At 43.5% G+C, this 20,911-nt stretch carries 12 protein-coding genes; 11 read left to right on the forward strand and 1 reads right to left on the reverse strand.

Annotation, left to right across the window (positions count from 1 at the left end):
• Positions 1–16: 16 nt before the first annotated feature.
• From brxC to ORI98_RS13820, 7 genes are all read left to right on the forward strand, one after another.
• On the forward strand, positions 17–3,706 hold the full coding sequence (gene brxC, locus ORI98_RS13790; protein WP_306135586.1) for a BREX system P-loop protein BrxC: 3,690 nt from the start codon (positions 17–19) through the stop codon (positions 3,704–3,706).
• 16 nt (positions 3,707–3,722) lie between these two features.
• A complete protein-coding gene (locus tag ORI98_RS13795) occupies positions 3,723–5,486 on the forward strand; it encodes a DUF262 domain-containing protein (RefSeq protein ID WP_113603074.1) in 1,764 nt (587 codons plus the stop codon).
• A 14-nt stretch (positions 5,487–5,500) separates the two neighbouring features.
• Positions 5,501–9,157: a BREX-1 system adenine-specific DNA-methyltransferase PglX gene (pglX, locus tag ORI98_RS13800; RefSeq protein WP_306135588.1), complete on the forward strand. Its 3,657-nt coding sequence runs from the start codon at positions 5,501–5,503 to the stop codon at positions 9,155–9,157.
• Positions 9,157–11,841 carry a BREX-1 system phosphatase PglZ type A gene (gene pglZ, locus ORI98_RS13805; protein ID WP_306135589.1) on the forward strand — a complete coding sequence of 895 codons (2,685 nt, stop codon included), beginning with the start codon at positions 9,157–9,159 and terminating at the stop codon, positions 11,839–11,841. The genes pglX and pglZ overlap by 1 nt, the downstream gene beginning before the upstream one ends.
• 225 nt (positions 11,842–12,066) lie before the next feature.
• The gene (gene brxL / locus ORI98_RS13810) at positions 12,067–14,097 is read left to right on the forward strand and encodes a protease Lon-related BREX system protein BrxL (protein ID WP_371931165.1); all 2,031 of its coding nucleotides are present in this window, start codon (positions 12,067–12,069) and stop codon (positions 14,095–14,097) included.
• A gap of 784 nt (positions 14,098–14,881) precedes the next feature.
• On the forward strand, positions 14,882–15,229 hold the full coding sequence (locus ORI98_RS13815; RefSeq protein WP_306135591.1) for a cupin domain-containing protein: 348 nt from the start codon (positions 14,882–14,884) through the stop codon (positions 15,227–15,229).
• Positions 15,230–15,333: 104 nt separating this feature from the next.
• Entirely contained in the window at positions 15,334–15,891 is a 558-nt protein-coding gene (locus tag ORI98_RS13820) for a GNAT family N-acetyltransferase (RefSeq protein WP_306135592.1), read from the forward strand.
• Positions 15,892–16,174: 283 nt separating this feature from the next.
• Here the strand turns inward: ORI98_RS13820 and ORI98_RS13825 are convergent, their stop codons facing one another.
• A complete protein-coding gene (locus ORI98_RS13825) occupies positions 16,175–17,368 on the reverse strand; it encodes a class I SAM-dependent rRNA methyltransferase (protein ID WP_306135593.1) in 1,194 nt (397 codons plus the stop codon).
• Between the two features lie 362 nt (positions 17,369–17,730).
• Between ORI98_RS13825 and ORI98_RS13830 the strand changes: the two genes are divergently transcribed.
• The 4 genes from ORI98_RS13830 to ORI98_RS13845 all read left to right on the forward strand — a co-directional run bounded on the left by ORI98_RS13830 (position 17,731) and on the right by ORI98_RS13845 (position 20,897).
• Positions 17,731–18,426 carry an aspartate/glutamate racemase family protein gene (locus ORI98_RS13830; protein ID WP_306135594.1) on the forward strand — a complete coding sequence of 232 codons (696 nt, stop codon included), beginning with the start codon at positions 17,731–17,733 and terminating at the stop codon, positions 18,424–18,426.
• Positions 18,427–18,498: 72 nt separating this feature from the next.
• The gene (locus ORI98_RS13835) at positions 18,499–19,293 is read left to right on the forward strand and encodes a metalloregulator ArsR/SmtB family transcription factor (protein WP_261299135.1); all 795 of its coding nucleotides are present in this window, start codon (positions 18,499–18,501) and stop codon (positions 19,291–19,293) included.
• A 47-nt stretch (positions 19,294–19,340) separates the two neighbouring features.
• Complete coding sequence (gene arsB, locus ORI98_RS13840) at positions 19,341–20,363, forward strand: ACR3 family arsenite efflux transporter (RefSeq protein WP_306135595.1); 1,023 nt, start codon at positions 19,341–19,343, stop codon at positions 20,361–20,363.
• A 42-nt stretch (positions 20,364–20,405) separates the two neighbouring features.
• Positions 20,406–20,897: a tyrosine-protein phosphatase gene (locus ORI98_RS13845; RefSeq protein ID WP_306135604.1), complete on the forward strand. Its 492-nt coding sequence runs from the start codon at positions 20,406–20,408 to the stop codon at positions 20,895–20,897.
• Positions 20,898–20,911: the final 14 nt, after the last annotated feature.

Below are 20,911 nucleotides of genomic sequence, written 5' to 3' on the forward strand. Positions count from 1 at the left end.
GCGTGGAGCCAAGAGAATGAAAATTGAACAAATTTTTTCTAAGAAGTTAACGCGTGACATTAACGGCGTCGTTAAAGCGGAACAGAAAGATAATGATAGTGTGTATGTCGAACTTGATGAATATGTCGTCACCCGAGAGCTAGATCGGCACTTTCGAGCATTCTTTGAAGCTTATGTACCATCTGTTGCGAAAAATCACGGTGATATGTCAGGTAAAATTGGCGTATGGATTTCTGGTTTCTTTGGCTCGGGTAAATCGCATTTCCTGAAAATTTTATCTTACCTTCTTGAGAACAAATCTGTTGAAAAAGATGGGCAAGGCCGTCAAGCATTTGAATTTTTCAAAGAAAAAATCAACGATGCCATGCTGTTGGCAGATATCCAGAATGCAGTTAACAAAGACACAGATGTCATTCTTTTTAACATCGATTCACGAGCGAATACGGATGACCAAGAAAATGCCATTCTTAAGGTTTTCCTCAAAGTATTTAACGAACGAGTAGGATACTGTGCTGATTTTCCTCATGTTGCTCACTTAGAACGCGAGCTTGATAAGCGCAAGCAATACTTGCCGTTCAAGGACAAGTTCGCTGAGTTGACCCAATCAACTTGGGAAAAAGAGCGTGACGCTTATGACTTCTATCGAGACGAGCTGTCTGAAGCACTCGCTCATGCCTGTGAGCAATCATTAGAGTCTGCCAAGGCGTGGGTTGAGCAGGTTGAAAACAATTTCCCGTTAGATATTCGCAATTTCTGCAAGTGGGTTAATGAATATCTAGACAACACTGGTGACCGAAATCTGCTGTTTTTAGTCGATGAAGTTGGTCAGTTTATCGGTAAGAACACACAAATGATGTTGAAGCTTCAGACTATTACTGAAGATCTTGGTACATATTGTGGTGGCAGAGCTTGGGTCGTTGTTACCTCACAGGCTGATATTGATGCTGCCATAGGTGGTATGGATAAGCGCGATGGTGAGGACTTTTCTAAAATTCAGGGGCGTTTTAGCACCCGATTACAGCTGTCTAGCTCTAACACCTCGGAAGTTATTCAAAAGCGTTTGTTGTCCAAAACGGAAGAAGCTCGTACCCAGCTTATCGATGTCTTTGCTGAAAAGGGTGACATTCTTCGTAACCAGCTGACATTTGATAAAACGACAACAGCTTCTCTAAAAGGTTACTCCGACGCTCCGTCTTTCGTAGACAACTATCCGTTTGTGCCTTACCACTACACGCTGGTACAAAAAGTGTTTGAATCAATTCGAACAAAGGGCGCTACGGGTAAGCACTTAGCTATGGGTGAGCGTTCATTACTTGATGCTTTCCAATCAGCTGCGAAACAAATGAAGGATTCTGCCCTTGATGTGTTAATCCCGTTTTACAGTTTCTATGCTCCGATTGAAAGCTTTTTGGAACCAGCGGTTAAGCGAACGATTGACCAAGCCTGTGAGTTGGATACCTTAACAGAATTCGATGGCAAAATCCTTAAAACCCTTTTCTTAATCCGATATGTGGACGTTGTCAAAAGCACACTAGACAACCTTGTTACTCTGTCAATTGACCGAATCGATGCAGATAAAATTGCGCTGCGCAAACAAATTGAAGAGAGTCTTAATCGTCTTGAGCGCCAATTGCTGATTGCCCGTAATGGTGATGAATTTATCTTCCTGACCAACGAAGAAAAAGAGATTGAAAACGAGATCCGCCACACTGACGTTGAAATGTCAGAGGTCTCTAACAAGCTTTCCGCAATCGTCTTTGACGGTATTTTGAAAGGTAATCGCGCCTATCGTTACCCGATTAACAAGCAAGACTTTGCGGTGAGCCGTTTTTGTAATGGTCATCCGAAAGATGGTACCACGCTGGAAGACCTAGTCATCAAAGTCATTTCACCTTTGGATTCGCACTTTGAAAATTACTCCCACGATCAAGCGTGTATCAATCATACGCTTGAGGCAGACGGGTGCGTGCTCGTCAAGCTGGGCGAACATAAGCGTCTTTGGGATGACCTGACAACCTTTATTAAAACTGACCGATTCTTAAAACAGAATTCAGGACAGCGACCAGAGCAAGAACATCTTCTCCGCGAAAAGCAGATGGAAAATATTGAGCGTGAAAAACGCTTAAGAACGGATTTTGAAGCTTTGTTTGCAGAGGCGGACGTTTACGCGATTGGCACAAAACTACCGAAGAAATCAGCAACGCCAAGTGCCATCGTCGAAGAAGCATACAAATATGTTATCGAAAACACCTTCGCTAAATTGAACATGCTCAAGGCAACGCCTGGTGAAGTTTTACGTGAGCTACAGGCCGTACTTGTTGCTGATGATATTGCTCAAATTGGATTGGATCTTCAGGCTGATGAATGTAACCCAGAAGCTTCGCGTGAGGTTGAGCAGTACGTAATGCTAAAAGTCGAGCGTAATGAGCCTGTGTACTTACGTGATATCGTTGCCCGTTTCGGCAAGCGCCCATATGGCTGGCCAGACAATGAAATCTTATTGCTCACTGCAAGGCTTGGCTTAGCTGGAAAGGTATCTTTTAGTACCCAAGGTACAGATCTGGCGTTGAAAAAAGCTTACGAGCCTTTTACCAGTGTGCGTAAACGCGGCGAGATCCGTGTGCATAAGATCAGGCAACATGACGAGCGCCAAATTAAAAAGGTCGCCTCTCTTGTGAAAGAGATCTTTTCTAAAACCTTTACCGGCTCTGGTGAGAAAGAGCTCTATGAATTAGTGCGCGATGAATTACTGCTTTGGAATGAAGAGCTTAAATCATTCAGAACCGTGATTAATTCAGGAGGGCAGACAGGTCATTTCCCTGGTACATCTCAAATTGACGATGGCCTTGCATTGGTCGCGGGTATTCTTGAGCAAACTTCAAGCTTCGCCCTTATCGCCCGATTCTTAGAAGACGCTGATGCCCTTGAAGAGTTTGCTGAGGACTTTGAGGATCTTGATGACTTCTACAATAGCCAATTTCAAACTTGGCAAGCCCTTGCTGGCGCATTAAACGAGAAGTTTAAGGCCAATAGACCCGCATTAGAAAAAGACAGTGAAGCATTAAAAGCGCTCACTGAATTAGAACGCATTTACAATATGCCCTCACCGTATGAGCAGCTGCGCCACATTAATCCGCTTATCGAGCAGGTGGCAAAAGTTAACTCAACATTGGTTGAAGAAAAACGCACTCATGCCTTAGAGCGTGTTGATCTGCGCATCGGACGTGTAAAGGAAGCGCTAGCTGAAGCACATGCACCGACTGAACTACAGAACCAAGCAATGCGCCCGTTACAAATGTGCAGACAGCGTATTGAAGCAACCTCTTCAATACCACAAGTTATCAGTGAGCAAACTGAAGCGGAAGGTTACGAGGACGAAGCCTATGAGTTGCTGAATGGCTTTATCGAAGAACAACGCAAAAAAGCTGAAGCTGAGCAAAGACGTCGTGAACTCGAACAGAAGAAACGCGAAGAAGAAGCAGCGAAAGCCGGTAAGGCAGCTCCAGCACCTGAGCCAGTCCCTGAACCAGTGCAGCCACAGCCGGTTGCAAAACGTACTGTAACGATTAACCCAACTGATGCCATGGCAAAGTCAGTAACAACCGGATTCATTGAAAGTGAAGCCGAAGTTGATGCCTATCTTGCCGCTTTAAGAGAACAGCTGATTGCTGCTGTCAAAGCTGGCGACCGAGTGAGAATTAAGTAAGAGGCAACGGATAGCTATGTATCAAGCGGGTGGAACAATAAGATCATTACTCGACAAGGTTGCTGAGCAGGAATACCTGTTACCGGCCATCCAGCGAGAGTTTGTATGGCGACCAGAACAGATCTGTCGTCTATTTGATAGCCTGTTGCAAGGTTACCCGTTTGGGACCTTTCTATTCTGGAAGATAAAACCAGAGAACCGGGATAGCTATCAGTTTTATCAGTTCATGCAGCATTACCATGAGCGAGATAACTACCATTGTGAAAATGTCACTCAGTTACCGGAGCGCGAGTTCATCGCCGTCCTAGATGGACAGCAGCGGATTACTGCTTTGAATATCGGCTTACGCGGCTCATTTGCGTGGAAGCTGACAGGTAAATGGTGGAGTAATGATGACGCCTTCCCTGTGCGCAGGCTTCACTTAAATCTGTTAAGCCAGCCCGACTTAGAAACTGGGTCGATGTATGACTTTGAGTTCCTTACCGACGATAAAGCTTCTCTGGATGCTTCTGAACAATACTGGTTCCGTGTAGGCCGGATCATGGAAGAGGAAGAAGATGCACTTATCGATGAAGTTGCTGATGATGCTAGGTTGAGTTCGGAGCAACGCAAAGAGGCTCGCTCAACTCTTCGTCACTTGTATCGAACCATCCATGACAAAGACAAGATTTCGTTTTACGAAGAAAGTGATCAGAGCCTAGAACGTGTTCTGAATATCTTTATCCGCATGAATAGCGGCGGTACTACCTTGTCCTACTCAGACTTACTACTTTCAATAGCAGTAGCCCAGTGGAGCTCGTTAGATGCCCGTGAAGAAATTCATGCATTAGTGGATGAGATGAACCGTGTTGGTGATGGATTCAACGTATCAAAAGATCTCGTCTTAAAAGCAGGCTTAATGCTCTCTGATATCGGTAGCGTCGGCTTTAAGGTTGAGAACTTTAACAAGGAAAACATGGCGATTCTGGAAAAGAACTGGACGCCAATTCGTGATGCGTTATTGCTCTCAATGCAGTTGCTGGCAAGTTTTGGTTTTAATGCACAAAACCTCAGAGCAACAAGTGCCATCCTCCCGTTGGCGTATTACCTGCACCACCGAAAGTTAACGGCAAGCTACCTTTCTAGGGTTGAATATGCGGTCGATAGAGAATGCATCAGAAATTGGCTCATTAGGTCGTTGTTGAAAGCGTCAGGCATCTGGGGAAGTGGTTTGGACACCCTGCTTACTATGCTCCGCTCAGACATCAAGCAATCAGGTGATACAGGTTTCCCGCTAGCGAAAATTGAAGCGACCATGCAACAGCGTGGTAAATCGTTGCGCTTTGACCCAGAGGAAATTAGTGAACTAGCCCAGTTGGATTATGGTAATCCGCGTACCTTTGCCTTGTTGACATTGTTGTTCCCTGGATTCGATTTTTCACGACACTTCCATGTGGACCACATTTACCCCAAAGGTTTGTTTACGCGTAACAAGCTTGCAAAAGTTGGTGTCCCAACTGAACAGCTAGATGAACTCATCGAGGCATCTAACAAGCTGCCAAACCTTCAGCTGTTGGAAGGGACTATCAATAATCAGAAGCGGCAAAAAATGCCCCATGAATGGTATGCGCAGCAGTGGCCTGATGTGAATGCAAGACAAGCACATCTGCAATCGCAAGCCATAACATCATTACCTGAACAACTAAACCAGTTTATGGATTTTTACCGCGAGCGTCAGGAAACACTGCTTGCCCGCATTAGAACTGCATTACAACCCGCAAGCAGCGTAGAGACAGAATAAGAGGCGCAGATCATATGAATACGAACAACATTAAAAAATACGCACCAAAAGCGCGCCGCGAATTTATGGATGCGGTTGCTAAACGATTAAACACCTTTGGTATCACCGCGAATAAAAAAGGCGAGCTACAAATTGCAGAAGCGAATCTACAAGGTTCTGTGCTTCAAATCGCCGGTAACAGTTTTGACGGTAAACTGGCTGAGCCCAGAAAACGCATAGTGGCCAGAAGCCAGAAACTTGGATATGCACAACTTATTGAACAAGTAGCTTATACCTGGTTCAACCGTCTGTGTGCTATTCGCTATATGGAAATCCATGACTATCTAGGCCACGGTTTTCGTGTTTTGTCGCACCCAGACAACCCTAAAGGCTTTGAAATTATCGACCATGCGCAAGACGCTGCGGATGAACTCGGATTAGATAGAGCTCGCATTATTGAACTCAAGCTAGCGGGCAACAAAGACGAAGAGCTTTATCGTGAACTGCTGTTGGGCCAGTGCCATAAGCTTCATGAAGCGATGCCTTTCTTATTTGACGCATTGGACGATGAAACAGAACTTTTGCTACCAGACAACCTAACACGTACCGACTCAATTCTGCGTGGGTTGGTAGACGGCATCCCTGAAGAGGACTGGCAACAGGTAGAAGTTATCGGTTGGCTTTACCAATTCTACATTTCTGAAAAGAAAGATCAGGTAATGGGTAAGGTGGTCAAGAGTGAAGACATCCCTGCCGCCACCCAGCTATTTACACCCAACTGGATTGTGAAGTACCTGGTACAAAACTCAGTCGGTCGCCAATGGCTGCAAACCTACCCAGACTCTGCCATTAAAACGCAGATGGAATACTACATTGAGCCTGCTGAACAATCTGACGAAGTTAACCAACAGCTAAAGGCTATTACGCCTGAATCTATCGAGCCTGAAACCATCAAAGTACTTGACCCGGCTTGTGGTTCGGGCCACATATTGATTGAAGCCTACAACGTACTAAAAGCCATCTACGAAGAGCGTGGTTTCCGCTCTCGTGACATTCCAAAGATGATTCTGGAGAACAACCTCTACGGCCTAGACATTGATGATCGTGCAGCGCAGTTATCTGGCTTTGCGCTGATGATGATGGCTAGAGATGACGATAAGCGTATTTTTACCCGTAACGTGCGACTCAATGTACTGTCATTGCAGGAAAGTAACCATATCGACCTGCCGACCGTATGGAAAGCACTCAACCTATCGGGAAATTGGCAAAGCGGCACATCGCAGGGCTTATTCGCCGACGAAGAACAAGATTTAAGCTCGTTCAATGCAGACAACCGCTACCAACTGCTGAAGCGAACGTTAGCAAGATTTACCCAGGCCAAGACCTTCGGTTCTTTGATTGATGTGCCAAGCGATGAGTATGAGCAGCTAAAAGAGCTACTGAGCACTCTAGTCGAGCTACAAGAGTCAGGCGACTCAATGCAAAAGCCAGCAGCGAAGCAATTGATTGAAATTGTTCATCAGGCTTTGGTTCTGTCGATTCGTTACGATGCAGTGATTGCGAATCCTCCCTATATGGGCAGCAAAGGTATGAATGCAGATTTGAAAGAGTTTGCTAAGAATAGCTATCCAAATAGTAAATCTGATTTGTTTGCTATTTTTATGGAGCGAGCGTTTTCTTTGCTTACAATATACGGCTTTAATGCTCAAATAAACATGCAATCTTGGATGTTCTTGTCAAGTTTTGAACAATTAAGAAAAAATCTGTTACAAGAGAATACATTTGTAACCATGGCTCATTTAGGTGCGCGTGCATTTAGTCAAATCAGTGGTGAGGTTGTACAAACTGCGGCATGGGTTGTAAATAAATTTCACATAAATAATTTCTACCCAACCTTCCATCGTCTTGTGGAAGGTAGTGAAGATCTTAAAAGAAAAAATCTACTGCAGAATAAGAATAGATTTGAGGAAATTTCACAAGAGTCATTTTTGAAGATATCTGGTCAACCTATCACATATTGGATTGCACCACGATTTCTTGAAGTTATATCAAAATTAGATAATTTGGGTGATGAATACGCAATTAAGAGTGGGCTGTCATCAGCGGATAACGATCGTTTTATTAGGTTATGGCATGAGGTTTCATCAGCTGATACATGTTTGCCAGGAGTTGAGTATTCTGATGAATACAAGTGGTATGGCTGCAATAAGGGTGGTGAATATAGAAAGTGGTTCGGCAATAATAACTATATTGTGAACTGGGAAAACTCTGGCTTTGATCTTAAAAATTTTAAAAATGCTTATGTCAGAAATGAAGACTATTATTTTAAGGAGTCTGTCACATGGACCATGATCGGGGGGGGAGAATTGTCTGTAAGATACACCCCTGAAGGTTATATCTTTGATTTTGCATCCCCTTCAATTTTTACAGAGTCATCTTCAGAACGACTTTTTTATGTAATGGCATTTTTAAATTCACCAGTAGGTAGTTTAATTAGTGGGCTTCTAAATCCAACCTTGAATCTAAGTCCAGGGGTTATGGCTAGTTTTCCAACAACTATTGTTGATTCAAATTATGAATTGATATGCACGCGAGCCAAAGAGCTAGTAAGTATATTTAAAGATGACTATCAGTCCAAAGAAGAGAATACCGGTTTTAAGTCCCTAAATATCATAAATATACATGCGTCAACTATTTCATCCTCTTTCAATAAGTTATATGAAAATTCCTTGGGCCTGGTTGAAGAAGTACAAGAGTTAGAGCAAGCAAATAATGAGTTGTTTATAGAGATGTACGGCGCAAGTGGCCAAGCAAATGAAGAGGTTAAAAAATCAACTATATCACTTTATTGTAACCAGTATTACCAATTTTCTAGTAAAGACCTTGCTTTAGGTAAATTATTATATAGGGCTGAAAAAATAGCGGAAATATTGAGCTATTCAATAGGTTGTGTCATGGGGCGTTTTTCTTTAAACCGAGAAGGTCTAGTTTATGCACAGTCTGGGAATGATGGATTCGACTTGCTAGATGCTGAAGGAGCTTATATAGACTATCCAGCCGATGAAGATGGCATCATTCCATTAACAGATCAAGAATGGTTTAGAGACGACGCAACCAACCGATTCCGCGAGTTTGTTCAGGTTGTTTGGGGTGAGGAACACTTACAAGAAAACTTGGATTTTGTCGCCGAATCACTATGCCTAAATGCTATTAAACCGAAAAAATCTGAATCAGCACTGGAGACAATTCGCCGTTATTTATCGACTCAGTTCTATAAAGACCATCTGAAGACTTATAAAAAACGCCCTATTTATTGGCTATTTAGTTCTGGTAAGCAGAAGGCTTTCGAGTGTTTGGTTTACTTACATAGGTACAACGAGGGCACGCTTTCTCGTATGCGTACTGAGTATGTCACGCCGTTACTAGGCAAATACGATGCTTATGCTGAGCAGCTTGAGAAGCAGATTGAAACAGCTGACTCAACCAGTGAAGCGAATCGCTTTAAGAAAGAGTTGGATGCCTTGATAAAGAAACAGGTTGAGCTACGAGAGTTTGATGACAAGCTAAAACACTACGCCGATATGCGTATTTCCCTGGATCTTGATGATGGTGTGAAAGTGAATTACGGCAAGTTTGGTGATCTGTTGGCCGATGTTAAAGCCATTACTGGTTCGGCCCCGGAGGTTAACTAATGCAGATTAGTGAACTGGCACAAGGCGTGGCTGCCAAGCTCGAACAAAGCCGCATTGTGTTTTGGTACGACCCAGAGCAAAGCTTTACTGAAGAGCTTGAGCATTTAGCTAACGCCCTCTCTATTGCAAAAGAAGGGCTTGCAAAAGAAACAGACGATAAATCGGCGGATAAAACGGCAAAAGTGCTACCAAATGATTTGACCATCCTCAATATGGGCAATGAGTCCGTATTGGCAGTGAAAAAGCGCATTGAAGTGGATGAGCGTGAAGCTAAATTCCTTATCTATTTTCCAAGCGCTGAGCCAGAGCCTGATCGTGATTGGTTGCTAGACGTGCGTTTGTACAGCGAGCAGTTTTTTGCTGATCACAGCTCAATGCTGCTTAATGAGCTGGGTATTCCGAAAATGGCGCTTCGCACGCACATTCGTAAGCGTCAGAGCTTTTTTGCCAATAAACAGCGCATAGCCGGTTTAAAAAAGTGGGTGACTGAGAACGAAGACGAACTTTCGTTAGACAGGAAGATGATGGCAGTGGTTGTAAAAGCTGATTCTGCGTCTTTGTCGGACATTCTGCTTGGGTTACTACGCGAATATGCGGCTTATATCGAATATGAAAGCCTTGGCCAACCTTTATGGAGCCAGCTAAGTAAGTTTGAACTTGAGACCTCACTCTGGGCATATCTAAGTGAGAGTTTTGGCTATACAGTTGAAGAGCCAACCTTCTCAGACTTCGTGTTGAAATTATTCTGTACTGAATTCTGGAGCCAAATTGAAGGCGTTGAACGTGATTGGTTGCTTAACAATGTTTTAAAAAGCGCATCAGGCCGGGCGACAGCCTTGGCGTTTATGGTGAGCTGGCGCGACAGCCGCTCTTTCGCCGCTTACTACGAAAGCATCTCTAAGGTGCTTAGCCAACAGTTGGAAATTTCGACTCGTGCTGGCCAGTACCATCCGGTTGAGCTTATCGAATGCGAAACGTTCGAAGCTGTGGAACAGGCCATAATCCGTGGTTTAGTTCGTGATTTGCTCGATAGCAGTAAAGCGCTAGACCGGGTTCAGTTTGATACGGTCTTATCAAGACGTCTTGCTAGCCACTGGACATTGTCACGCAAAGAATACTTCGCAATTTATGAAGCTATCCGCAACGCTGAAGAGTTAATGCACTTGCGAAATCGCTATGTGGACGGGTTCCACTTTGATAACGCGAAGGCAATGTACGACGCCTATACCACAGACATTTATCGTTTTGACCAGGCTTACCGTTTGTTCAATGAGCATGTGCACTCTGTATTGAGTAAAGGTGCAGACATACTGCGTCAGCTCGACGACGAAGTCGAAAGCATTTATACCAACTGGTACTTATATGAGCTTGGCCTTGCCTGGGATCGTCATTTGGCCAATGAGAAATTACTTGAAAAGTGGCAGATTTCTGGCGTACCGCACCAGTATGACTTTTATGAAAAAGAAGTTCGCACACGACTGAGTCTGAAACAGACAAAACGAGTGTTTGTGATCATCTCTGATGCCCTGCGTTTTGAAATTGCGAATGAGCTTGGCGCTATCATTAACAACGAGAAGCGATTTAAAGCTGAGGTGTCTACGCAGTTGGGTGTTTTGCCGAGTTATACCCAACTTGGGATGGCGGCATTATTGCCTCATAAAGCACTCAGTTACCAGCCAGAACAAGGCACGGCTGTTTATGTAGATGGTATTTCTTCACAGGGTTTAGACAACCGCAACGCCATCCTACAAAAAGTAGGTGGTATGGCGGTGAGTTCTAAGGAACTGATGGGCTGGAGTAACCAGGAGGGGCGTGACAAGGTTCGAGACGTAGAAGTCGTTTATATCTATCACGATACCATTGATGCTATTGGTGATAAGGCTGCAACTGAAGAGAAAACGTTTGAAGCCTGTCGTAGTGCCATTGAAGAGCTAAAAGACCTCGTTGGGCGGGTCATCAACCGTCTAAACGGAAGCCGAGTTGTGATCACTGCTGACCATGGCTTCCTCTTCCAACAAAAAGCACTTGTAGCGGCTGACAAAACCTCGTTGAAAACCAAACCTGCTGGTGCGATAGAAGCCAAGAAACGTTATATCGTTGGTAAAAACTTACCTTCAGATGAAGCCTGTTGGAAGGGATCAATTAACGATACGGCTCATGGCTCTAGTGGCTCTTCATATCAAGCAGAGTTCCTGCTTCCAAAAGCGGCTCAACGCTTCCACTTCGTTGGTGGTGCTAAGTTTGTGCATGGCGGAGCGATGCTACAGGAAGTCTGCGTACCGGTACTACATGTGCGAGAGCTACAAAAAGAACAAGCAGCAAAACATGAGAAACAACCGGTAGGTGTTGTTGCAGCCACTCAGCCCATCAAATTAGTAAACAATATCGACAAGGTCAGATTTATTCAGACAGACCCTGTAGGCGAGCGTTTTGTCGCACGGTTGTTGGATGTCTATATCGTCGATGCACAAGGTAATGAAGTATCCAGTCGTGAAACGATTAACTTTGATAGCGTGAGTAAAGTGATGGATGAACGTACTCGCGAAGCTAGGTTAAAGCTTATTGGCTCTCAGTTCGACAGGAACGCTCAATACACGTTAGTTCTTGAGAATGCGGAAATGAGAACGCGTTATAGCCAATACGCGGTAACCATTGATTTGGCATTCCAAGATGATTTTTTCTAAGGGGTACTTCATATGAATGGCAACAATGGTAAAGATGTATCAGAACATCAAATGGAACAAGGCGAGTGGGTAGGTGCTGATACTACTAACTCCCCTTTTACCCAAAATGTTTATGTCGCGAATATGCAGGTTAATTTATCAACTACAGCAAATGGCGCAACAGAAGAAGATTATACTGCAGATCATACACAGCCAGCGATAGAGTCTGAACAAGAGATTGCTGATATGAGGAGTACAGATCTCGATAGTCTACTTAATCGTTTTTTTAAGGGCAAAGTGGTTCGAAAAGACCTAACTAAGCAGTTAAAAGAAGGTGCTAATGTACCGGTTTATGTGCTGGAATATTTGCTTGGGATGTACTGCGCTTCAGACGATGATGAGGTGGTGTTCGAAGGACTGGAAAACGTTAAGAAGATCTTGGCGGAAAACTATGTGCGCCCAGACGAGGCTGAAAAGGTTAAATCACTGATCCGTGAGCGTGGTTGCTTCAAGGTGATCGATAAAGTCGGGGTTAAGCTCAACCAGAAGAAGGATGTGTATGAAGCACAGCTTTCTAATCTTGGTATCAAGGATGCCGTGATCCCAGCTAGCATAGTTAAGCAAAACGAGAAGCTGTTGATGGGGGGAATATGGTGTATCATTACTCTCAACTATTTTTATGAAGAAGGCCAAAAAACCTCACCTTTTTCAGTTTCCATGCTCAAACCAATTCAAATGCCTTCCATGGATATGGAGGAGCTGTTTACCGCTCGCGCTAACTTTTCAACCGATCAGTGGTTAGACGTTCTCATCCGCTCAATAGGTATGGAGCCTACCAACCTTAAGTTACGTGTTAAGTGGCATTTGCTCGCTCGCATGATCCCCTTTGTTGAAAATAACTATAATGTGTGTGAACTTGGCCCTAGAGGTACAGGGAAGAGCCATGTGTATAAGGAATGCTCGCCCAACTCCCTGTTAGTTTCCGGTGGGCAAACGACTGTGGCTAACTTGTTTTATAACATGAGCTCTCGACAAGTCGGCTTAGTGGGCATGTGGGATGTTGTGGCCTTTGACGAGGTCGCAGGTATCACATTTAAAGACAAAGATGGCGTGCAGATCATGAAGGATTACATGGCGTCAGGCTCCTTCTCTCGTGGCCGTGATTCAATCGAGGCTAAAGCTTCGATGGTGTTTGTCGGTAACATCAACCAGAGCGTCGAAACCTTGGTCAAAACTAGCCATTTGTTAGCGCCATTCCCTGAGGCAATGATCGACACAGCGTTTTTTGACCGTTTTCATGCCTATATTCCCGGTTGGGATATTCCCAAAATGCGGCCGGAATTTTTTACCAATAGCTATGGTCTAATTACCGATTACCTTGCTGAATACATGCGCGAGATGCGTAAACGCAGCTTTTCTGATGCTATAGATCGCTATTTCAAGTTGGGCAATAACCTGAACCAACGTGATGTGATCGCGGTGCGCCGAACCGTCTCTGGTTTATTGAAGCTGCTGCATCCTCATGATGTATTTGGCAAAGAAGATGTGCGCCGTTGCCTTACCTATGCTTTAGAGTTGCGTAGACGCATTAAAGAGCAGTTAAAGAAACTTGGTGGGATGGAATTTTTTGATGTGCACTTTAGCTACATCGATAACGAGTCGTTAGAAGAATTCTTCGTCAATGTACCAGAACAAGGTGGCAGCAAGTTAATTCCTGATGGCTTACCTCGCGCTGGTGTTGTGCATTTGGTTACTCAGGGAAATACAGGACAAATAGGGTTATACCGTTACGAAACTCAAATGATGGCCGGTTCTGGTAAACACTCTGTTTCAGGGCTTGGTTCGAATACGGCAGCAAAAGAAGCGGTCCGTGTTGGCTTTGATTATTTCAAAGGTAACCTGAGTCGCATCAGTGCGTCGGCAAAGTTTTCTGATCATGAGTATCACCTCCATGTTGTTGAACTCCACAATACGGGGCCAAGTACAAAGTCATCGCTTGCTGCATTGATTGCATTTTGTTCAATTCTGATGAACCGACCGATTCAAGAGCAGATGGTTGTTCTAGGAGAGATGACTTTAGGTGGTGTTATCAATCCTGTTCAAGATCTTGCAGGCAGTCTTCAGTTAGCTATGGACAGTGGCGCAAAGCGTATTTTGCTCCCAATGGCCTCAGCCTCAGATATTCCAACGGTTCCTGCTGAGTTGTTCTCAAAATTTCAGATCAGCTTTTATGCAGACCCCGTCGATGCCGTCTTTAAGGCACTGGGTGTAAATTAGTTCGATGTGATTTTAGATAAGCAATGAAGATAGTATGATACTTTTTTGTTGTAAAAACAGCATCGATTTATCAGGAAACAACAAAAGTATGATATCTTCAAATATTAAAAATATAACCGCTATTGCAATATCAATAACTTACAGCGATTAAAGTATGATACTTTTTTGTAAGTTTACATTGATATATATTAACTGAAGATAAAAGCGACTGTTCTAATGAACGGTCGCTTTTTTGTCTTTGTTGGTAGCCTTAATTTTATGTGGCCTAAGCGGTCGAGGTAAGTCGTGGTGCTTCGCCCACACCAGACCAAAGGGGCAAAACGCTTGCGCCCCTTTGGAAACCCTCAGCGCCCCAGACGAAAAATGCTGAAAAGCGCATAATTTTCGATGGGGAAGGATCCAGCTTTAAACCTCATCAGTAACTGGCTTATAAATATCCTGTGTAAGCCATACTTCCCACCTTTATGTTGTGTGTACTGTGTACAAAAACAGTTGTAATGGTTTTTAGTATTTTTTCAGTTAAATCTGCTGATAAGTAAACTAAAGTAGTACGTTAAATAATTTGTTTATTTTTTAATTCATTGAAATAAATGTGTTTTTATTTTTTTGTTGCATATTGAGTCCACTTTTAACGCGCAAGCGCGCTTTTATTTGACAGTGGAGTTAAATAAAACGGCTTTACATCAAGAAGATACTAAATGTAGGATGATATAAATCAATAACTTGAATGGCCGACTTTAATTTTCTTGCCCTTCAATAAGCTGTTAAGCCCTAAGAGGAATATATGAAGGTAAGCACCAAGATAAATTCTGAACATTACAACTGGGGTGAAGGTTGCGATGGTTGGCATTTGGTTAAATCTCCTCAATTAAGTGTGATTCAAGAGCGGGTTCCTGTTGGTTTGTGCGAAGTTACGCATTATCACGAAAAAGCGGAACAGTTCTTTTTTGTTCTATCTGGTGTTGCTACTTTGATAGTTGAAGGTAAAGCTCATAGCTTAAACCCTACAGAAGGTTTTCATGTAAAAGCGAACACTACTCATCAGCTAAAAAATGATGGTGATCAGGAGTTAGTCTTTATTGTTACTTCAACTCCACCTAGTCATGGTGATCGTGTTGAGGCGCGGGCTTAACAAGGCGCACAAGCAGATTCAACTCGCTTCGCTCAGACATAGCACACGTTCACTCACAGCTTAGCTTTGCGTTAGGTGCTACCAAATATCAAACATCGAGTAATATGCATATTCAAACAGATAGAACAGTGATTGAAGTCCTCGGCAGTGATGGTACTGAGTTAATGCTGAATTATTATATTGAGAACAGAGAGCATCTTGCTCCTTGGGAACCAACGAGAAGTGAAGAATATTTCACGTTAAGTAATTTTTCAGAGATGCTTCATGACAACAAAAAGTCTTTTCAGGATAAAACAGCTTTAAAGTTTTCTGCATTAAACCCTGAGAGAAATGAAGTTATTGCCGTTTGCAACTTCACAAATATTGTTTTTGGCCCATTTCAAGCCTGTAATCTCGGCTACTCCATTGCTGAAAAGCATCAAGGAAAAGGGCTAATGTCAGAGGTGCTAAGTTCAACAATCGCATACGTTTTCGAAGAGCTTAACCTTCATCGAATTATGGCAAACTATATTCCAGAAAATGTTAAAAGTTCAGCAGTTTTAGAGAGGTTAGGCTTTGAACGTGAAGGTCTTGCTAAATCCTATTTACAAATTGCTGGTCAATGGCAAGATCATATTCTCACGTCAAAATTAAACCCTAAGCATCTTGCACCTAACAAATAAATTCACCGGACGTCCGCTGCGCTCGGTGATTTAGGCGTTACCGCATCGTAGATTGCATACTTTCGCTAATATAATCATTTTCAGAGCGTAAGCGCCAACTCATTTATGCCCAAAAATAAGCTAATCATACTTTGAATCCGTAGTTAGCTTTCATTAACCACTTCAGTGCTAAAATGACCAGCCAGTTAGGCTAAGCCAAACAAAAAAGGGAACGCAGATGTTCCCTTTTTGCTGTCTAACACTTGGTTATTTCATCAATAGCCAAGCCTGAATTAGCAGGCGATTACCACACTCTGGCAACTAACCCTTTCAGATAATAACCTTCAGGGAATGCACTGCTGATTGGGTGGTCGCTGGCCTGATGCATCCGCTCAACAAATTGCACTTCGCGCTTGGCATCTAGTGCGGCGTCGGCAACTACTTTTTGGAATAGGTCTGACTGCATTAACCCTGAACATGAGAATGTTAGTAACACTCCACCCGGTTTAAGCAACTGCATGGCAATCATGTTGATGTCTTTGTAACCACGACATGCGCCATCTAATTGCGCTTTATTATCGGCAAATTTAGGTGGATCTAATACGATAACATCAAAGGTTTTACCCTCGTCGCGATATTGTCTTAATAGCTTAAATACATCGGCTTCGTGGTAGTTTACGTGGTCGTCGTTTAAGCCGTTAATTGCCATATTGTCGCGGGCGGTTTGTAGCGCTAATGATGAAACATCGACGTTTTCAATGCTGGCTGCGCCAGCTTTAGCTGCATATAAACCAAAGGTGCCGGTGTAGCAAAAACAGTTGAGTACCGATTTACCCTTCACAAAGCGTGCTGCCATGGCGCGGTTATCACGTTGATCTAAGTAAAAACCGGTTTTATGGCCTTTAACTACATCAACCGCTATTTTTATGCCATTTTCTTCAATAATCACCGGCATTGGCGGTAACTCACCGTGCAGTAAACCGGTTACTGGCAATAAACCTTCTTTTTTACGAGAATCAACATCAGAACGTTCATATATGGCGCAATCTGGAAATTGCAGCGCTAATTGTTCAACAATGGTGTCGCGCCACTTTTCAGCACCAGTGCTTAGCAGTTGGCACACTAAAACATTGGCGTAACGGTCAATGGTGATACCCGGTAAACCATCAGATTCCGCAGCAATTAAACGATAACCTGTTAGTCCCTGTTCACGGATTAAGTCTTCTCGTCCCGCTTGGGCTCGTTGAATGCGGCGGGCAAAAAAATCGGCGTCGATGGTTTCTTCTTTATCAAAAGTCCATACGCGAACTTGGATTTGCGACTCTGGCGACCATGCCCCACGTGCTAACCAGCGGCCGTCGTGACCGACTACATCAACAGTGTCGCCAGCTTGTGGCTTACCGCCATTGACGTTATGAATACCGTTGGAAAACACCCAAGGGTGGCGGCGTTCTAATGAACGTTCGCGTCCAGGTTTAAGTTTTATTCTGATAGCCATGGTATTGCCTAATGTAATTGTAAAAGTGATAAATGGGATTCTGTGCATTACGCCTAATAAAGTCTGTGGCGTTGTTTAAAAAACGATGCGGTTTAGGATGCGGATCATAGCGTGTTTTGAACTTAAAAACCTGACAAATAGCAAATTGAGTTTATTGCATATGTTTGTGATAGGTGTAGGTTTGTAAAAGAGGTAATCGGCGATGCGGTTTGGGCGAGTGTCTTGTCCTTTGGTTAATATTCTTGTGATGTGACTAAATGATATTAATCGCGCATCATCAAGTTCATTAATTTGCTGATACGTTAAAGATCACAGGGACATAAACAGCCAACCTATTTTCAAAACAAATAAGGTGTCATTTAATGAAAACAATTGGCCTGATAGGCGGCATGAGTTGGGAATCGACCGTGAGTTATTATCAAGCAATAAACCAGGGCATAAGGCGGACATTAGGTGGATTACATTCGGCTAAGGTGTGCCTTTATAGTGTGGATTTTGACGAGATAGAAAAACTGCAGCGACAAAATCGTTGGGATGATAGCGCAATCCTGTTGGTAAAAGCGGCGCAGGCTGTTGAGGCTGGAGGTGCTGACTTTGTACTTATTTGTACCAATACCATGCACAAAGTGGCTGACGAGGTACAAGCTGCAATTAGTATTCCGTTAGTGCACATTGCCGATGCTACCGCACAACAATTGGTGACCGATGGCATAAAAAGTGTAGGGCTATTAGGCACTAAATTCACCATGCAGGAGGATTTTTACAAAAATCGCCTCACTGAGCGATTTGGTATTGAAGTGCTAGTGCCCACCCACGCAGGGCAAGAGATGATCCACGATGTGATTTATAACGAGTTATGCCTGGGTACTATCAATAATCAATCTCGGCAGCACTTTATTTCGGTCATCAATGATCTTTATCAACAAGGCGCCGAGGCGGTTATTTTGGGGTGTACTGAAATTGCGTTATTGGTTGAACCACAACACACGGATGTCCCGTTGTACGACACTACCCAAATTCATGCAGCAAAAGCGGTCGCATTAGCATTAAAATCATAAAATACTTTACATGCAATATTTCATATATACACTATTTCATATGTTTTGGTGTGACTTAAATGAAATATGAATATGACAAAACCTCGAGTATTGTTTTTGTGTACAGGTAATTCAGCTAGATCACAAATGGCTGAAGTGTTGTTAACGCATCGCGCAGGTGATCGCTTTGAGGTTTTTAGTGCAGGTACGCATCCGGAAGTAGTAGATAGTCGCACGGTTGAGGCGTTAAATCGTTTTGGTATTGATACCAGTGAGTTAGTTTCGAATCATATTGATGATTATCAGGGCCAAACGTTTGATTACGTGATAACCCTTTGCGACAAAGCCAGCCTTGAATGCCGAAGTTACCCTGGTGCCGCGAAGCAATTTGCTTGGGATTTCCCAGATCCTAAGTCACGTTTAGGTTGCAACCCTTTTGCGGCGACCTTGAATGAAATCAATAACCGTTTATCGATGTTTTTACTGCTTGAAAATACCGCTGGTAAGGCATTGAGTGATGAACCCGCTTCTGCTTTTAATATCGACCCTACATTATTTTTTAAATGCTTAACCGATGATATCCGCTTAAAAACCTTAATGCTAACCCATTACCACGGCGAACTGTGCGTGTGCGAGTTGATGCAAGCATTGGCCGAAGACAGTCAGCCTAAGGTGTCGCGTAATTTGGCGGTATTAAAAAAGGCCAACATCATTAGCGACAGAAAACAGGGGCAATGGGTATTTTATCGAATTCATCCCGAATTGCCTTTGTGGGCAAAGTCGGTATTAGCTCAAACCACTGAGAACAATATTCCCCTGATTGATATCCCGTTAACTCGGCTAGCCGATATGCAAGGTCGACCGAATAAAGCGAGTTTTTGTCAGTAATCCCTCATCGGGCTAAACGGTGGGGATAACAATAGAAGGTTTAGAGTATGGGTATTTTTGAGCGTTATCTGTCGGTATGGGTAAGCTTGTGCATCTTGATAGGTGTGGGCTTGGGTTTATTACAACCTGAAGCGTTTCAAGCAATAGCCAATCTTGAAGTCGCCCACGTGAATATTGTGGTGGCGGTGTTTATATGGGTGATGATTTACCCCATGATGCTGCAAATCGATTTTTCAGCCGTTAAAGATATCGGTAAAAACTCTCAGGGGCTATTACTGACAATAGTGATCAATTGGTTAATTAAACCTTTTACTATGGCCGCGCTGGGGTGGTTGTTTTTCAACGTTTTATTTGCCGAATGGGTTGACCCTTCATCGGCGCAAGAATACATCGCAGGGATGATTTTACTTGGTGTAGCGCCCTGTACAGCGATGGTATTTGTTTGGTCACAACTGACTAAAGGCGACCCTAATTACACCTTAGTGCAAGTGTCTGTGAATGATGTGATTATGATATTTGCTTTTGCGCCTATCTCAGCTTTTTTGTTGGGTGTGAGTGATATTCAAGTACCTTGGCAAACCTTGCTGGTTTCGGTGCTTTTGTATGTGTTGTTGCCCTTAATCGCCGGTATACTAACAAGGCAGTGGCTCAATAAGCGCCGAGGTGAGCAGGGCATTAATCAGTTTTTAGCTAAGTTAAAGCCCTGGTCGGTGATCGGTTTATTAGCCACTGTGGTGTTACTGTTTGGTTTTCAAGCCAATACCATAGTGTCGGACCCGCAAATTATAGTGCTTATCGCCATTCCGTTATTACTGCAAACCTATGGCATTTTCTACCTGACGTATATCGCAGCCAAACGGTTAAAACTACCGCACAATATTGCCGCCCCAGCCTGTTTAATTGGTACCTCTAACTTTTTTGAGCTAGCGGTTGCGGTGGCTATTTCATTATTTGGCTTACATTCTGGTGCTGCATTGGCAACGGTTGTTGGCGTGCTGGTGGAAGTGCCAGTTATGCTGTCTTTGGTGGCATTTTTAAACCGTAAAGCCAACAGCATGGCCACGCAATAACACCGTATTCATTTCACATTAATGGTAATACACGCTATGACGATGCAATCACATCCCTTTGACACCTTAACCTTAGATAATGGCGCAAGGCTGATTTTTACCCCTTGCCCAGGTACAAAAAACGCTAACTTAACCGAGTCTGTCGCCACACTCAAACAGGCGGGAACGGATATGTTACTCACGCTGATGTTTGATGAAGAAATGGCCGATAATAATGCTAGCGATTTGGCAAAGGCGTGTGCCGAGCAAGATATCCAGTGGCTACAATTACCTATTCTTGATGATGCAGCGCCTAATGGAGAGTTTGAATCCCAATGGCAATTGCATAAGGTGACTATTTTAGCAGCGCTGGCACAGCAAGGCACTATTGCGGTGCATTGTCGTGGCGGCTCAGGCAGAACTGGCTTGGTGATAGGCTTGATATTACTAGCCTATGGCTGGCCAGCTGAAAAGGTGATTCAGCAGGTACAACAAATCAGACCGAATGCGCTGAAACATCCAGTGCAATTAAATTATTTCAATACTCAACGATAAACGAGGATTACAAG

Source organism: Shewanella sp. ULN5 (assembly GCF_030731885.1).
Lineage (GTDB): Bacteria > Pseudomonadota > Gammaproteobacteria > Enterobacterales > Shewanellaceae > Shewanella > Shewanella holmiensis.

Coding starts and splice junctions, on each gene's coding strand:
- brxC (WP_306135586.1), top strand. CDS start 17: ATGAAAATTGAACAAATTTTTTCTAAGAAGTTAACGCGTGACATTAAC.
- ORI98_RS13795 (WP_113603074.1), top strand. CDS start 3,723: ATGTATCAAGCGGGTGGAACAATAAGATCATTACTCGACAAGGTTGCT.
- pglX (WP_306135588.1), top strand. CDS start 5,501: ATGAATACGAACAACATTAAAAAATACGCACCAAAAGCGCGCCGCGAA.
- pglZ (WP_306135589.1), top strand. CDS start 9,157: ATGCAGATTAGTGAACTGGCACAAGGCGTGGCTGCCAAGCTCGAACAA.
- brxL (WP_371931165.1), top strand. CDS start 12,067: ATGAGGAGTACAGATCTCGATAGTCTACTTAATCGTTTTTTTAAGGGC.
- ORI98_RS13815 (WP_306135591.1), top strand. CDS start 14,882: ATGAAGGTAAGCACCAAGATAAATTCTGAACATTACAACTGGGGTGAA.
- ORI98_RS13820 (WP_306135592.1), top strand. CDS start 15,334: ATGCATATTCAAACAGATAGAACAGTGATTGAAGTCCTCGGCAGTGAT.
- ORI98_RS13825 (WP_306135593.1), bottom strand. CDS start 17,368: ATGGCTATCAGAATAAAACTTAAACCTGGACGCGAACGTTCATTAGAA.
- ORI98_RS13830 (WP_306135594.1), top strand. CDS start 17,731: ATGAAAACAATTGGCCTGATAGGCGGCATGAGTTGGGAATCGACCGTG.
- ORI98_RS13835 (WP_261299135.1), top strand. CDS start 18,499: ATGACAAAACCTCGAGTATTGTTTTTGTGTACAGGTAATTCAGCTAGA.
- arsB (WP_306135595.1), top strand. CDS start 19,341: ATGGGTATTTTTGAGCGTTATCTGTCGGTATGGGTAAGCTTGTGCATC.
- ORI98_RS13845 (WP_306135604.1), top strand. CDS start 20,406: ATGCAATCACATCCCTTTGACACCTTAACCTTAGATAATGGCGCAAGG.